This is a genomic window from Pseudarthrobacter sp. TE9888 (assembly GCF_056279345.1).
This window is the reverse complement of the sequence record NZ_JBWBRD010000002.1, coordinates 1,383,369-1,398,666: the sequence shown is the minus strand read 5'-3', so window position 1 is coordinate 1,398,666 and position 15,298 is coordinate 1,383,369. Positions and strand designations below refer to the sequence as shown.

Here is a 15,298-nt window from a genome sequence, read left to right as displayed (position 1 = left end):
TGGCGCGATGGGGAAATCAACAAAACTTTCGCTTGCTGTAGCTGCGCTCATTCTGGGCACCACACTGGTGGCCTGCGATGACGGGAAATCCGGGGCGGAAGCAGCAGCACAACAACTTGCCGGTGCCGTATCGGCGCTTGACGTAGGGTCTGTGGCTTTCGAAGGCAAGGACGCCGCCGCGGCCAACGACCAGCTCCACCAGGTCTTCGCGGCCCTGGACCCGCAAAAGCCCGACGTCCAGGCCGGCGCCTTGACGCTGGACGGAGACAAGGCGTCCGCGCCCTTGAACTACACCTGGAAGTTCGGCGACGCGGAGTGGAAGTACACCCTTCCAGCGAATTTCAAAAAGTCCGGTGACAAATGGCTGACCGTCTGGAATCCGGCCATCCTGGCCCCAGGCCTGGCTGACAGTGAGATCGTGACCAAGGGATCCCAATCCCCCCAGCGCGCCGACATCCTGGGAGCCGGTGACGTCCCGCTGGTGACCTACCGCCCCGTGGTGAACGTAGGCATCGACAAACCCCAGCTGGGCACCGCGGACCCGGCTGATTCCGCCGGAAAGCTGGCGGCACTGGTGGGAGTGGACCCCGCCGCGTACGTCCAGCAGGTCAAGGCGGCGGGCGCGCAGGCCTTCGTTTCCGCCATCACGCTGCGTGAAGAGGGACGCACCATCTCCGATGAGCAGATCGCGGCCATTCCCGGCGCCCGCGGCATCCCGGCATCGATCCCCCTGGCCCCGAGCAGGACGTTTGCCCGCGCCGTGCTTGGCTCGGTTGGCGAGGCCACCGCGGAACAGATTGACGCTTCCAACGGTGTCCTGACAGCGGGCGACGTCACGGGCATCGGCGGCCTCCAGCAACAGTATGACCAGCAGCTCCGTGGATCAGACGCCGTGGTGGTCCGCGCGCAGCGGGCGGACCTGACCCGCGAACAGATCCAGTCCGCCGGGACGGACCCCCGGCGGGTCCTGTTCCAGGTGGAGCCCAAACCCGGGACCCCGTTGAAGACCACCCTTGACCCGCGGCTGCAGGCGCTGGCCGAAACCACCCTGGAAAAAGTAGGTCCGGCATCAGCAATTGTGGCCCTGCGCCCCTCCACGGGAGAGGTGCTGGCTGCGGCCTCCGGACCCGGCAGCAACGGCTACAACACCGCCATGCTGGGGCAGTACGCCCCTGGCTCCATCTTCAAGATGGTGGATTCCCTGGCCATGTTCCGCAACGGGATGACGCCGGATTCCACCGTCCAGTGCACGCCAACCCTCACCGTGGACGGACGGACCTTCAAGAACTCCGAAGGCTACCCTGAGACCTCCCTCGGCGCCGTCACGCTGCGCGACGCCTTTGCGCACTCCTGCAACACCGCCTTCATCTCGCAACGCGACGCCGTTTCACAGGGCCAGCTTGAAGCGGCTGCCACGTCCATGGGGGTGGCGGTTGAGGCGCCCAAACTCGGAGCAGAAGCCTTCCTGGGTTCCGTCCCCGGTGAAGCCCAGGGCACGGAACACGCGGCGTCCATGATTGGCCAGGGCAAGGTGCTGCTCTCCCCTTTGGCCGCAGCGATCATGGCCGGATCGGTAGCCAAGGGCGCCCCGGTCTCCGCGCAGCTGGTCCTTAACCCCGACGCCGGTGCTCCCGCCGCCGGGACAACCGCGGGTTCCACCGCGCCGGCAGCCGAAGCGTCGGCGACCGCCACTGCCGAGGCGCCCTCCACGGCGTCGAAGACTCCCATCACCGCCGCGGAGGCGGCATCGTTGGCCGACATGATGCGGGCCGTGGTCACGTCCGGGCACGCCGGCTTCCTGTCCAGCGTCCCCGGCGCACCGGTCGGTGCCAAAACCGGAACGGCCGAGTTCGGGACCGAGAACCCGCCCAAGACCCACGCCTGGATCGTGGCCGTCCACGGCGACCTGTCCGTGGCCGTCTTCGTCGAGGACGGCGGCCTGGGCGCCACCACCTCCGGTCCGCTCCTGAAGCAGTTCCTCACCGCCGCCGGCTAGGTCCGGCATGGGAGGATTGACGGCGTGGCCCATATTGACGTTTCCGGCATCGACTACTTCCTCTCCGACGGCACCCAGCTGCTGAACGGTGTGACCTTCAAGGTCCCGGACGGTACCAAAACCGCCCTGATCGGGCCCAACGGGACAGGCAAAACCACCCTGTTCAGGATCATCGCGGGGGACCTGGTCCCGGACGAAGGCGTCATCGGCCGCTCCGGCAATATGGGCATCATGCGCCAGTTCGTGGGCCAGGTCCGGGACGGCTCCACTGTGCGGGACCTGCTGGTATCCGCCGCTCCCCCGGCGCTGGCGGCCGCTGCCCGCGAGGTGGACGAGGCTGAACTGGCCATGATGGAGCACGACGACGAGCCCACCCAGATGAGGTATGCCCAGGCGATCGTGGACTGGGGCGACGCCGGGGGCTACGACGTCGAAACCGTCTGGGACGAGGTCTGCATGGCCGCGCTGGGTCTCCCCTTTGACCGCGCGCAGCACCGCCCGGCGTCGACCCTTTCCGGAGGCGAGCAGAAACGCCTGGTGCTGGAGGCTCTCTTTGCCGGCCCGGACGACCTCCTGCTCCTGGACGAACCGGACAACTACCTGGACGTCCCGGGCAAGCGCTGGCTCGAGGAGAAGCTGAACGAATCAAAGAAGACGGTGTTCTTCATCAGCCACGACCGGGAACTGCTGAACAACGCGGCCGGCCGCATTGTCACCCTGGAGCCCGGAATCAATGGCGCCGCGGCATGGATCCACGGTGGCGGCTTCGGGTCCTACGTGGAGGCCCGCGCAGACCGGAACGCGCGCTTCGAGGAACTCCGCAAGCGCTGGGACGAGGAGCACATCAAGCTCAAGGAACTCGTCAACATGTACAAAAACAAGGCTGCGTTCCGCTCTGACATGGCCAACCGGTACCACGCGGCGCAGACCCGGCTGGCGAAGTTCCTGGAGGCCGGGCCGCCCGAGGCCCTGCCCATCGAGCAGAACGTCCAGATGCGGCTCAAGGGTGGCCGGACCGCCAAACGGGCCATCGTGGCGGAACACCTGGAGCTTACCGGCCTGATGAAGCCGTTTTCCACGGAGGTGTGGTTTGGTGACCGCGTGGGCGTGCTGGGCTCCAACGGCTCCGGCAAATCGCACTTCCTGCGGCTGCTTGCCACCGGCGGCACGGACCCCGAGCGCGAGCACCTGCCCGTGTCCGACGTCGAGATCAAGGAAGTTCCGCACGAGGGCACCGTGAAACTCGGCGCCAGGATCCGGCCCGGATTCTTTGCCCAGACCCACGTGCGTCCGGACTTGTTGGGCAAGACCCTGCTGGAAATCCTGCACCGCGGCGACGAACACCGCTCCGGGCTGGGCCGCGAGGCCGCTGCCGGCGCACTGGATGGCTACGGACTGGCTGCGCAGTCGGAACAGAAGTATGAGTCACTCTCCGGCGGCCAACAGGCCCGGTTCCAGATCCTGCTCCTGCAGCTCAGCGGCGCCACGCTGCTCCTGCTGGACGAACCCACGGACAACCTGGACCTGCACTCGGCCGAAGCACTGGAACGGGCCATCGACCATTTCGAAGGCACCGTCCTCGCCGTCACGCACGACCGCTGGTTTGCCCGGACGTTCGACCGGTTCCTGGTCTTTGGCTCGGACGGAAAGGTCTACGAGTCCGCGGAGCCCGTGTGGGACGAACAGCGGGTGGACCGCGTCCGCTGAGGTCTACGGGGTTGGTGATCAACCCTGTGAGCAAATGATCAAAAACTGTTAGCATTTGATCATGAAAACTGATGACCGACACCGGGTCATCGCTGAGGTCCTCCGGCGGAAACCGGAAGTGGGCGTGGAAGAGCTCATGCAGGCCTGCGGCGCCTCCGGTGCGACCATCCGCCGCGACCTTGAGGTACTCGCCGCCCATGGCGTGCTGCGCAGAGTCCACGGCGGTGCCAGGAGCCTGATCGGGCAGGGGCAGAACCCCGGCTACGGACAGCGCGAGCTGGAGGAACAGGACGGCAAGCGACGGATTGCGGCCGCCGTCGCAGGCCTCCTTGCTGACCGCGAACATGTCTGGCTGGACAGCGGAAGCACAGCTACCGCCGTGGCTCGGGCCGTGGCAGGCAGGGAGCTGACGCTGATGCCGATGTCCCTCCAGGCCCTCAACGCGGTGGCCGGGGGTGAGGACGCTAATGGCCAGCACCCGGCGCTCTTGCTGCCGGGGGGCAGCGTAGTGCCCGGCGAACTTTCCTTCCGCGGACCCCTTGCCGAGTCCAACCTCAGGTCCCTCCGCTTCGACACCGCCGTGCTAACGCCCTGTGCCGTGGACTTCAAGGACGGCCTCCTGGCCCACGACCTGGACGATGCGGCAGTCAAGACCGCCGGCCTGGACTCAGCCGCGCGGGTGGTCGTGGCCGCCTCCGCTGCCAAGTGGAAGGCCCACGCCAGGGTGCTCGTGGCCGGCCTGGACCGGGTGGACGTCATCGTGACAGACCGGACATTCAGCGCGCAGGAAAATGCCGAACTCGAAAAATACTCAGTGGAAGTAGTGAGCGTATGAGCACCAACACCGGCACCGAACAGCAGGCAGGCCTCAAGGCCGCCGCTGTGGCAACGTTCGTGGTTTTCGGCATCAACGGGTTGGTCTTTGCCAGCTGGGCAGCCAGGATCCCCGCCGTCACCCAGACGCTGCAGATCACGTCGGGCCAAATGGGCACCCTGCTGTTGTGTACGGCCGTGGGCTCACTCCTCGCGCTGCCCACCGCCGGCCTGGTGGTGGGCAGGATCGGGACGGCCAACACGGTACGGTTTGCCGGGCTCCTGGCGGCAGCTGCCGGAGTGGGCATCGCCTTGTCACTTCTTTCCGTCTCCATTCCCGGAACAGCCGTGTCACTGTTCTTCTTCGGCATTGGAATCGGCCTCTGGGATGTGGCGCAAAACATCGAAGGGGCAGACGTTGAGCACAAGCTCATGCGGACCGTCATGCCCCAGTTCCATGCAGCTTTCAGTGGCGGCGCCTTCGTCGGCGCCCTGCTGGGGGCTGGGCTGTCAACCCTCGGCGTGGACCTGCCCCTGCACCTCCTGGTCATCGCGGCCGTCGTGGTGGTGGTGGCACTGGCCGTGCCCCGCTACTTCCTCCCCCACGTATCCGCGGCTTCAGTGGAGGGGGAGCCGAAGGCGGCCAAGGGGCCATCCGCCTGGCGGGACAGCAGGACCCTGCTCATCGGCGTGGTGGTCCTTGGAGCAACCCTCACCGAAGGGGCGGGCAACGACTGGATCGCCAAGGCCTCCGTAGACGGCCTGGGCACCTCCGAATCCACCGGTGCCCTGATGTTCGCCCTGTTCGTCCTGGCCATGACGGCCATGCGGTTCCTTGGCGGCCGGGTGATCGACAAATACGGACGGGTGGTTGTCCTGCGGGCCAGCATGGCCGCCGCGGCCGCCGGGCTGGGCCTCTTCGTGCTGGCAACCAATATCTGGCTGGCCGGCGTCGGCGCGGCCCTCTGGGGAGTAGGAGCCGCCCTGGCCTTCCCCATGGGCATGTCCGCTGCTTCCGACGATCCAAAGCATTCAGCAGCGCGCGTCTCTGTTGTATCCACGTTGGGGTATATATCGTTCCTTGCCGGGCCGCCCCTGCTCGGCTACCTCGGTGACCTGACCGGCATCCACACCGCGCTGCTGGCCATCATGGCGCCCATCCTCCTGGCGCTGGTCCTCGCCGGAGCAGCCAGGCCACTGCGGGTGGAGCAGGAGCAGGCGCAGCGGGACTAGCTGCCGGGGTTAGGGTGATCACATGCAAAGCACCAGCCGGGGGGGCCGGACATGGATCAGCCGCCTCGATAGGTACCTCTTAGGGTATGTTTCACGCCTGCCGGGAGGGAACCATGATGACTTCTTCCGCCGCCTGTCCGCCTCTGCCAACCAAGGCAAACTGTGGATAGCGGCGGCCGCTGTCCTGGCACTGTTCCCGGGCAAGACGCGAAGGGCAGCGGTGCACGGCCTGCTCGCCCAGGGAGTAGCCTCCGCCGTCACCAATGTGGTGTTCAAAACGCTGCTGCCCCGGACGCGTCCGCTGCCGGAGCATCTGCCCGTCTTCCGCTTTGTGCACCCGCAACCCACGAGCTCCTCCATGCCGTCCGGGCACTCGGCGTCAGCCGTGGCTTTTGCAGTAGGAGTGGGGCTGGTGCGTCCGGCCCTCGGTGCAGCCCTGGCGCCGGCTGCCCTGGGCGTGGCCTACTCGCGGGTCCACACCGGTGCACACTGGCCGTCGGATGTCCTGTTCGGGTCGGCGCTTGGTGCCGGTGCCGCCCTGGTAACGCGCCACTGGTGGCCGGTCCGGCCGCCCATTCCCCAGACCTCACGGGCCTGGACCAGCGCGCCGGCACTCCCGGACGGTGAGGGCCTCAGCATCGTGGTCAATACCTTGGGCGGTTCGTTCAAGGAGGAGACGGCATCGGCGCTTCAAGAAGTATTTCCCAAGGCGCATATAACTACCGTGCAGCCGTATGAGGACCTGGTGCAGCGCATCAACGCCGCCGCCGGCTCTCCCGGAACCCTGGCGCTGGGCGTGTGGGGCGGAGATGGGACAGTAGGCGCAGCGGCCGCCGCCGCCGTCGAACGTTCAATTCCCCTGCTGGTCCTGCCGGGCGGGACCCTCAACCATTTCGCGCGCGACGCTGGAACCGGAAGCCTGAAGGATGCGGTGAAAGCGGCCACGAACGGTGAGGCCGCCCTGGCCGACGTCGGCATGGTCACCGCTGAACGGGGACTGGCCGGCAACCCGGAGGTTTCACACCTGGTCATGCTTAATACCTCGAGCGTGGGCCTGTATCCGAATTTTGTGCGGCGGCGGGAGCACCTGCAGCGGGCGCTGGGGAAGCCCCTGGCCGGCGTCGTGGCCATGTTCCGGACGTTCGCCGCCGGGACCCCCACCACCCTGAGCGTGGACGGCGTCCGGCATAAGGTGTGGATTGCCTACCTGGGGCGGGGCCGCTTCTACCCGCGGGACCACGCGCCGCTGATCAGGCCAGTGATGGATGACGGTGTCCTGGACGTCCGCCTGATCACCGCTGATGAACGCTTTGCCCGGCTCCGCCTTCTCTGGTCCGTGCTCACGGGTACGGTGGCAAGCTCCGGGATCACGCACCTCCGGGAGGCAACAAAAGTCAGGATCGACGCCGGCGGCGGCCCCATGGCGCTGGCGGTGGACGGAGAAGCGCTGGCCGGGGTGCGCAAAGTGGCCTACGAAGTCCGGCCCAGGGCTCTGACGTACTACTCTCCCCGGCCCTAGTGCAGCCCGTGCAGTGGAGGGCTACCCTGATTCTCCCCTGAATCATCCCTGAAAGCGGCGAAAAGCGGCGGCGGCCTCGGTAGCGTGGGGAAGGTACCCGCACCCAACAACGTCTGCAGCCGTCCGCTGCCGTTCAAAGGATGATTCATGATCGAGGTAAACGGGCTGACCAAGGTCTACGGCGACAAAACCGCCGTAGCCGGGGTCAGTTTCACCGTCAGGGCAGGGCAAGTCACCGGCTTCCTGGGCCCCAACGGGGCAGGAAAATCCACCACCATGCGCATGATCATGGGCCTGGACCGTCCGACGTCGGGGTCTGCCAAGGTGAACGGCCTGCCCTATGTCCAGCACAAGGCACCCCTGCGCGAGGTGGGTGCGCTGCTTGACGCCAAAGCCGTCCACACCAGCCGCAGCGCCTACAACCACCTGCTGGCCATGGCAGCCACCCACAGCATCCCCAAGTCCCGGGTGCATGAGGTGATCGAGATGACCGGGCTGGAAGCCGTGGCGCGGAAGAAGGCCGGCGGTTTCTCGCTGGGCATGGGCCAGCGCCTGGGCATCGCGGCTGCCCTGCTGGGGGATCCCCAGACGCTCATCCTCGACGAACCGGTCAACGGGCTGGACCCCGAGGGCGTGGTGTGGGTGCGCAACCTGGTCCGGTACCTCGCCGGGCAGGGACGCACTGTGTTCCTCTCCAGCCACCTGATGAGTGAAATGGCGCAAACAGCCGACCACCTGGTGGTCATTGGCCGCGGCCGCGTCATTGCCGACGCCCCCATCCAGGACATCATCACCGGCAAGGGCCAGTCCCGTGTCCGCCTCCGCACCGACCAGCCCGACCGCCTGCACCAACTGCTCGCCGAACGCGGTGCAACCATTGCTTCTCCGGAGCGTGAACTGCTGGAAGTAACGGGCCTGGACCCGAGGAACATCGCAGCCCTGGCCCTGGAGAACCAGGTCATGGTGTATGAACTCACGCCCCTTGTTGCAAGCCTCGAGGAAGCGTACATGGAACTGACCAAAGACGACGTCGAATACCACTCCCTGCCCGCTGCGGAGGTAAGCCACTCATGAGCTCCACGACCACTGAATCCATCCCCCCGCGCGAACCGGCAGCCTCCCCCGCCGGGCCAGGCGCACGCAATGCCGGCCAGGCCCTTCCCGGGCCAACATTCCTCCGGGTCCTCAACTCTGAAGTCATCAAGTTCCGGAGCCTGCTCTCCACGCTGATCCTGCTCGCCTCCACCGCGGTGGTCATGGTCGGCTTTGGTGCCCTGTCGGCATGGGGGACGGGCCAGTTTGCCGATGCGGCCAACCGGGATCCGCAGGCCGCGGCCCGGATGGCCGCCCAGGGCGGAGACCTAGCCGTCAGCGTGCCCACATCCGGCATCGCCTTCGCCCAGCTGATCCTGGGATCACTGGGCGTGCTCCTGATGAGCTCGGAATTCACCACTGGCATGGCGCGGTCCACCTTTGCGGCAGTGCCCCGGCGCCTTCCCGCTTTCGCTGCCAAGCTGGTGGTGGTGATGGTGACATCGTTCGTGGTCACTGCCGCCTCCACCTGGGTAGCGGGACTGGTCGCTGTACCCGTGCTGGACAACTACGGCCTCAAGCTGGACCTGGGAAGCTCACAGTCGGTGAAACTCCTCCTGGTCAACAGCGTCTATGTGGCGGCCGTCGCTGCCATCGGCATGGCCCTGGGCACCCTGATCAGGAATTCGGCCGGCGGAATCATGAGCCTGGTGGGCATCTTCTTCGTGGCACCCATTGCGTTCCAGCTCATCCCCGGCGACTTCTTTACGGAGGCCCGCAAATACCTGCCGGGCAACACCGTGGAGCCGTTGACGGCGGCGCAGCACGTTCCGGACACCCTTGAGGCGTGGCAGGCCGGCTTGGTCCTCGGCGCCTGGGTGGTCATCCCCGTCCTGCTCGCCGGCATCCTGTTGAAGCGGCGGGACGTATAGTCCCTGAACCCGGATTCCGCCACGCGCCACACCGGGCGCGTGGTTTCGGGCACATTACAAATGTGCCTGAAGGAAAACTTTTATTGCTCCCAAGTGTTTCTGCTTGGAGCGCCGTCCTGTTGGCGGGAAGCAGGTCTGTTGGACTGCACAAAGCAAGGCGCATAATGGCGGATCTAGGGTGAAACGACGATGTGGTGCATCACACGGTCTTCTGCCGGTGCACCAAGGCACGTCGCTCAACCCATGCTATTTCCCAACAGGACGGCGCTTCCATGCATGCTGACCAGCAACTTTCAAAGTCCCTGAAACCCAGGCACCTGTCCATGATTGCCATTGCCGGCGTCATTGGTGCGGGCCTTTTCGTCGGCTCGGGGGCAGCCATCCAGCAGGCCGGACCGGGCATCCTCGTGGCGTATGCAGCAGCCGGGCTGGTGGTCATCCTGGTGATGCGCATGCTGGGCGAGATGGCCGCGGCAAACCCGGAGACAGGCTCCTTCTCCACCTATGCGGACAAGGCACTGGGCCGGTGGGCGGGTTTCAGCATCGGCTGGCTCTACGCCTGGTTCTGGATCATCGTCCTGGGCATCGAGGCCACCGCCGGCGCCGCCATCATGCACCGCTGGGTGCCGGGCATTGACCAGTGGGTATGGGCCCTCGTGCTCATGGTGCTGCTGACGCTCACCAACCTCGGTTCCGTAAAGTCCTACGGCGAGTTCGAGTTCTGGTTCGCCTCCATCAAGGTGGCGGCAATCGTCCTCTTCCTCATCTTTGGCGTCGCCGCCATCCTCGGCCTCATCCCCGGCGTCCCCGCACCCGGCCTGGACAACCTGGTCAATAACGGCGGGTTCATGCCCAATGGGCCGGGAGCCGTGCTGGCCGGCATCCTCGTGGTGGTCTTCTCCTTCTTCGGCGCCGAGATCGCCACCATCGCGGCCGGCGAATCCGAGAACCCCGTGGATGCCGTCAAGAAGGCCGTCAAATCCACCGTATGGCGCATCCTGGTCTTCTACATCGGCTCCATCGCGATCGTGGTCACGCTGCTTCCTTGGAACTCCGCCTCCGTGGCCAAGAGCCCGTACGTGGCAGTCATCGAACTCTTCGGCATCCCCGGTGCCGGAACCATCATGGACGTCGTGGTGCTGACCTCTGTCCTCTCCTGCCTGAATTCCGGGCTGTACACCGCCAGCCGCATGCTGTTCTCCCTCTCCACCCGCGGTGACGCCCCGCGCTCCTGGACCCGTATCTCCCGCCGCGGAGTCCCGGCCGCTGCCGTCCTGGCCTCCACCGTGGTCGGCTTCGTCACGGTGGGCCTGAACTACATCGCCCCGGACACCGTGTTCCTGTTCCTGGTCAACACTTCCGGCGCCATCGCCCTGTTCGTGTGGCTGGTCATCTCGGCCTCGCAGCTGGTCCTCCGCCGTCGGATGGGTGCCGCAGCGAAGGACCTGCAGCTGAAGATGTGGCTGTTCCCGTACCTCACCTGGGCAGCCATCATCAGCATCGTGGCCCTGCTCATCGGCATGGTGATCGTGGAATCAACCCGGGAATCCCTGCTGCTCTCACTGGCACTGGCCGCCGTCGTGGTCGCCCTGGGCGTACTCCGCTACCGGCGGAAGGATGCCGCAGGCGCCGGACAGGCCGCCGCAGCAGCCGAGGCTGCCCCGGCTTCAGCGGAGCAGACGCAGCGCTAGACTCGGGACCATGCCTTTGCCTTCCTCTGCCGCAGACCACATCCAGGATCTTGGCGCGTATGTCAGCGCATCGCCGTCGAGCTTCCACGCTGCGCATGAGGGGGGCAGGCGGCTGGAGGAGGCCGGATTCGTCCGCCTGGATGAGCTGCAGCCGTGGGAGGGCGGCGCTGGATCCTTCTTCGTGATCCGCGACGGTGCGCTGATCGCGTGGGTGGTCCCGGAAGGAGCAGGGCCGGCCACGGGGTTCAACATCCTGGGGGCGCACACCGATTCGCCGTCGTTCAAGCTGAAGCCCAAGCCCACCACCGGTGCCCATGGCTGGCTGCAGGCCGGGGTGGAAATTTACGGCGGACCACTGCTGAACTCCTGGCTGGACCGCGAGCTCCGGCTCGCGGGCCGGCTGGTGATGCTCGACGGCACCGAGCACCTCACAGCCACGGGCCCGCTGCTGCGCTTCCCGCAGTTGGCCATCCACCTGGACCGTGCGGTGAACGAGGGCCTGGCCCTGGACAAACAACGCCACATGAATCCCGTGTGGGGCCTGGGAAATCCCACGGACTCGGACCTGCTGGGCGTGCTGGCGGCCTCGGTAGCCGGCGCAAGCGTCGACCCGGGGCAGATTGGCGGGTACGACGTCGTCATTGCGGACACGCAGGCACCGGCAGTTTTCGGGGGCAAAGGGGAGTTCTTCGCATCCGGGCGGCTGGACAACCTTTCGGCCACGCATGCAGGCCTGGCGGCTTTGGCGGCCCACGCCCAGTCCGGGCCTCAGGGCGGCCCCATCGCAGTCCTCGCCGCTTTTGACCACGAGGAAATCGGGTCCAACTCCCGCTCCGGTGCGTGCGGACCCATCCTCGAAGACGTGCTGGTGCGCATCTCCGACGGCCTCGGCGCCACGGTGAGCCAGCGCCGGCAGGCCCTGGCGGCGTCGTTCTGCCTTTCCGCCGATGCCGGCCACGCCGTGCACCCGAACTACCCCGAGCGGCATGATCCCGCCAACCACCCGGTGCTGAACGGCGGCCCGCTGCTGAAGATCAATGCCAACCAGCGCTACGCCACGGACGCCTACGGTGCGGCGTTCTGGGCGCGGCTCTGCGGTGAGGCCGGGGTGCCGTACCAGGAGTTCGTCTCCAACAACGTGGTGCCCTGCGGCTCCACCATCGGCCCGCTCACTGCCACCCGGCTGGGTATCCGCACCGTGGACGTAGGCGTGCCGCTGCTGTCCATGCACTCCGCCCGCGAACTGTGCGGCGTTGAGGATCCCCGGCGCCTTGCCACCGTCACGGAGCTGTTCTTCCGCACGGCGGCATAGTTCCCCTGCCCGCCGGCCACCACAAAGCACCGTGCGGATATCCACATAGTCCTTGCCGCCGTATGGTCCGGCTCCCAGGACCCACCTAGCGTTGGACTGGAGATGCCAGCGGGGTGATTGAGCCAGGTTCCGGCTCCGTCACGTCCTCCTGCCGGCGTCGATTTGCCAGGTAAGCGACAGCAGGGCCGCCAAGCCGGCCCGCAGGCGTGCCGGGGGAGTGCAGACCCCCTTCATGCCGCTTCGCGAGTGGGCCGCGACCATGGAGCCGGAATGACATCTGCACGAGGAGACCTTCGCCGCCGTATCCACGGGCTGGGGACGGTGGATCGGGTCGCCCCCAAAAGCGTTGGCCACAGAGCGGAACGGCGGCCATCCGCTGCCTCCCGCTCCACGGGTTCTGCCCCCGCCCGGAGCCAGGGCATGAAGGTGAACCTCGGTGGGGTAGCCGTTGACCTGATGGGCCGCGACGAGGCCGTGGCGAGCATCATGCAGCGCGCTGTCTCCGGCGGTCCAAAGCCACTGGGTGTGCTGTCCGCAAACCTGGACCACCTGAACCACTTCGGTGCCGGTGGCCGGTGGGAGAACACCCTGGACATCGCCGCCGTCGAATGGATGACGCTGCTGGACGGTGCGCCATTGGTAGCCAAAGCCGCCGAACTCACGGGTCAACGCTGGCCGCGCCTGGCGGGAAGCGACCTGATCGGGCAGATTCTCGACACCGCGGCAGTGCGTGGGCTTTCTGTAGGATTCCTGGGCGGAAGCGAGGAAGCCCAACGCATGGCCGCGAACCGGCTTGGAACCGAAAAGCCGCTGCTGCGTGTAGCCGGTTGGTGGGCACCAGCCCGGCACGTCCTGACGGACCCGCGGGCATCGCGGCGCCTGTGCCGTGAGATCAGTGCTGCAGGTGCGGACATCCTGTTGGTTTGCATGGGCAAGCCCCGGCAGGAACTCTGGATAGCGGAGTACGGCCATCTCACGGGTGCCAAGGTCCTGCTGGCCTTCGGCGCCGTGGTGGACTTCCTGGCCGGGAACGTCCGGCGCGCGCCGGGGCAAGTGAGCTCCATGGGACTCGAATGGGCCTGGCGCTTGGCCATCGAGCCGCGGAGGCTTGCCAGGCGGTACCTGCTGGAAGGACCCGAATCCTACCTACGGCTCCGCCGGCACAGCGCAACACCCGTGCCCGGCGTGCTCTCAGTGCCCCACGCCCCGGCCGGGACTGCCCGGGCCCTCAACCCCAGGCCCCTGGGCTTTACCCCCGTCGACAGGCATGCCGACGTTGCGGCGCTGGTGGTCACGTACAACAACGGCGCCGATGTATGCCGAATGCTTGAAAGCCTCCTGCAGGAAACAAAAGACCAATCGATCAAAGTGGTCGTGGCCGACAACTCGCCCACCCCTGACACCTTGGCCTGCCTGCAGAAGTACCCGGAGATCATGGCCTTCGCCACGGGGGGAAATCTGGGCTATGCCGGCGGTATCAACGCTGCCTATGCAAAAGCCGGCCCTGCTGACACCTACCTGGTGCTCAACCCGGACCTGCGTGTTCAGCAAGGGGCCGTCCAGGCTCTCCGTGCGTCCATGGCAAGGACAGGCGCAGCCGTTGTTGTCCCCCTTCTGCAGGACGCGGATGGGACGCTGTACCCGTCCCTGCGCCGCGAGCCAACCATCCTGCGCGCACTCGGCGACGCCGCCCTGGGCAGCAAATTCCCAAGCCGCCCCGGGTGGCTCTCGGAAATGGACTTCGACGCTGAGAGCTACGCCCATCCGCACAAGGTGGAATGGGCCACCGGCGCTGCCCTGCTGGTCCGGGCTGACGTGGCAGCGCAGGTGGGCAGCTGGGATGAGAGCTACTTCCTGTATTCCGAAGAGACGGACTACCTGCACCGGGTCCGCGACATGAAGGCCGCCATCTGGTTCGAGCCCCTGGCCGCCATGACGCACTGCCGTGGAGGGTCGGGAAGCTCACCGGCGCTTGATGCGTTGATGACCGCAAACCGGATCCGCTACGCCCGCAAGTTCCACAACGTCAGCTATGCGCGGGCCTTCCGGGCGGCTGTCCTGCTGTCCGCACTGCTGCGGGCGCCGCTTGCCGGACACCGGGGAATCCTGGGGCTTGTTGCCTGGGAGTCCCGCTGGGCGGACCTTCCCCATGCCGTTGCATACCCGACGTCGACTGGCGTTGATGCGGACTTCCCGGCCGGGGCAGTCATTATCCCTGCACACAATGAAGCATCGGTTCTCGGCAGAACCCTCGCGGCTCTCGAGTTACCCCTGGCCACCGGCCGAGTCGAGGTGATTGTGGCGTGCAACGGCTGCAGCGACGGCACCGAGGCAGTTGCACGGTCCACCCCAGGCGTGCAGGTCCTGCACGTGGGGGAGGCGTCCAAGGTTGCGGCCCTCAACGCTGCGGACAGGGCAGCCACCCGCTGGCCCCGCATATATGTGGACGCGGATATTGAGGTACCGGCGGAGGCGCTGCGGGCCACCATGGAAGCACTCTCGGCCACACCGGGAGTGCTCTGTGCCCGGCCGGCCTTTGTCTACGACACGTTCGGAGCCTCCTGGCCGGTCCGTGCCTACTACCGTGCCCGGAACCGTCTTCCCCAGGCATCAGGATCGATGTGGGGCGCCGGCGTATACGGACTCAATGAAGAGGGCCATGAGCGCCTGGGGGCATTCCCTCCAGTAACCGCAGACGACTACTACATCGACCAGCTCTTCAGCACGTCCGAAAAGCTGGTGGTGGAGTGCGTTCCGGTTATTGTCCGAACACCGCGTTCCACCCGGCTGCTTCTTTCAACGCTCCGCAGGGTGTACCGGGGAAACAGCGAACTGCGGAGCATGGGCGGCGCCCGGACGGGGCGGACGCTGCGTGAACTTCTTGCCGCCGTCGAAGGACCGGCTACCGCCTTGGACGCCCTGGTGTATGCAGCTTTCGCTGTAGCCGGCCGCGTGGCACGGAAACGTCGTCCGGGGAGCGCGTGGGAGCGCGACGAAAGCAGCCGGATCCCGGAACTGTAAAAGCGTGGAGGGGATCCCGCATCCCCTTCGCCGGCCTGCAGG

Annotated in this window: 10 protein-coding genes; all 10 read left to right on the top strand. The window is 66.6% G+C overall.

Going from position 1 to position 15,298, the window contains the following annotated elements:
• Positions 1-7: 7 nt before the first annotated feature.
• The 10 genes from ACZ9J7_RS07085 to ACZ9J7_RS07040 all read left to right on the top strand — a co-directional run bounded on the left by ACZ9J7_RS07085 (position 8) and on the right by ACZ9J7_RS07040 (position 15,256).
• Entirely contained in the window at positions 8-1,996 is a 1,989-nt protein-coding gene (locus ACZ9J7_RS07085) for a penicillin-binding transpeptidase domain-containing protein (RefSeq protein WP_476208176.1), read from the top strand.
• Between the two features lie 24 nt (positions 1,997-2,020).
• The gene (locus tag ACZ9J7_RS07080) at positions 2,021-3,703 is read left to right on the top strand and encodes an ABC-F family ATP-binding cassette domain-containing protein (RefSeq protein ID WP_476208174.1); all 1,683 of its coding nucleotides are present in this window, start codon (positions 2,021-2,023) and stop codon (positions 3,701-3,703) included.
• 61 nt (positions 3,704-3,764) lie between these two features.
• Positions 3,765-4,538, top strand: coding sequence for a DeoR/GlpR family DNA-binding transcription regulator (locus ACZ9J7_RS07075; protein ID WP_476208172.1), 774 nt, complete (start codon positions 3,765-3,767; stop codon positions 4,536-4,538).
• Positions 4,535-5,749 carry an MFS transporter gene (locus tag ACZ9J7_RS07070; RefSeq protein ID WP_476208171.1) on the top strand — a complete coding sequence of 405 codons (1,215 nt, stop codon included), beginning with the start codon at positions 4,535-4,537 and terminating at the stop codon, positions 5,747-5,749. Before ACZ9J7_RS07075 ends, ACZ9J7_RS07070 begins: the two co-directional genes overlap by 4 nt.
• Before the next feature lie 22 nt (positions 5,750-5,771).
• On the top strand, positions 5,772-7,268 hold the full coding sequence (locus ACZ9J7_RS07065) for a phosphatase PAP2 family protein (RefSeq protein ID WP_476208170.1): 1,497 nt from the start codon (positions 5,772-5,774) through the stop codon (positions 7,266-7,268).
• A 147-nt stretch (positions 7,269-7,415) separates the two neighbouring features.
• Positions 7,416-8,342: an ABC transporter ATP-binding protein gene (locus ACZ9J7_RS07060; protein ID WP_476208168.1), complete on the top strand. Its 927-nt coding sequence runs from the start codon at positions 7,416-7,418 to the stop codon at positions 8,340-8,342.
• On the top strand, positions 8,339-9,232 hold the full coding sequence (locus tag ACZ9J7_RS07055) for an ABC transporter permease (protein ID WP_476208167.1): 894 nt from the start codon (positions 8,339-8,341) through the stop codon (positions 9,230-9,232). The genes ACZ9J7_RS07060 and ACZ9J7_RS07055 overlap by 4 nt, the downstream gene beginning before the upstream one ends.
• A 272-nt stretch (positions 9,233-9,504) precedes the next feature.
• A complete protein-coding gene (locus ACZ9J7_RS07050) occupies positions 9,505-10,923 on the top strand; it encodes an amino acid permease (RefSeq protein ID WP_175317100.1) in 1,419 nt (472 codons plus the stop codon).
• 10 nt (positions 10,924-10,933) lie between these two features.
• Positions 10,934-12,235, top strand: a complete 1,302-nt coding sequence (locus tag ACZ9J7_RS07045) for a M18 family aminopeptidase (RefSeq protein WP_476208165.1) — start codon at positions 10,934-10,936, stop codon at positions 12,233-12,235.
• A gap of 270 nt (positions 12,236-12,505) precedes the next feature.
• Positions 12,506-15,256: a WecB/TagA/CpsF family glycosyltransferase gene (locus ACZ9J7_RS07040; RefSeq protein WP_476208163.1), complete on the top strand. Its 2,751-nt coding sequence runs from the start codon at positions 12,506-12,508 to the stop codon at positions 15,254-15,256.
• The last annotated feature ends 42 nt before the right edge of the window (positions 15,257-15,298 follow it).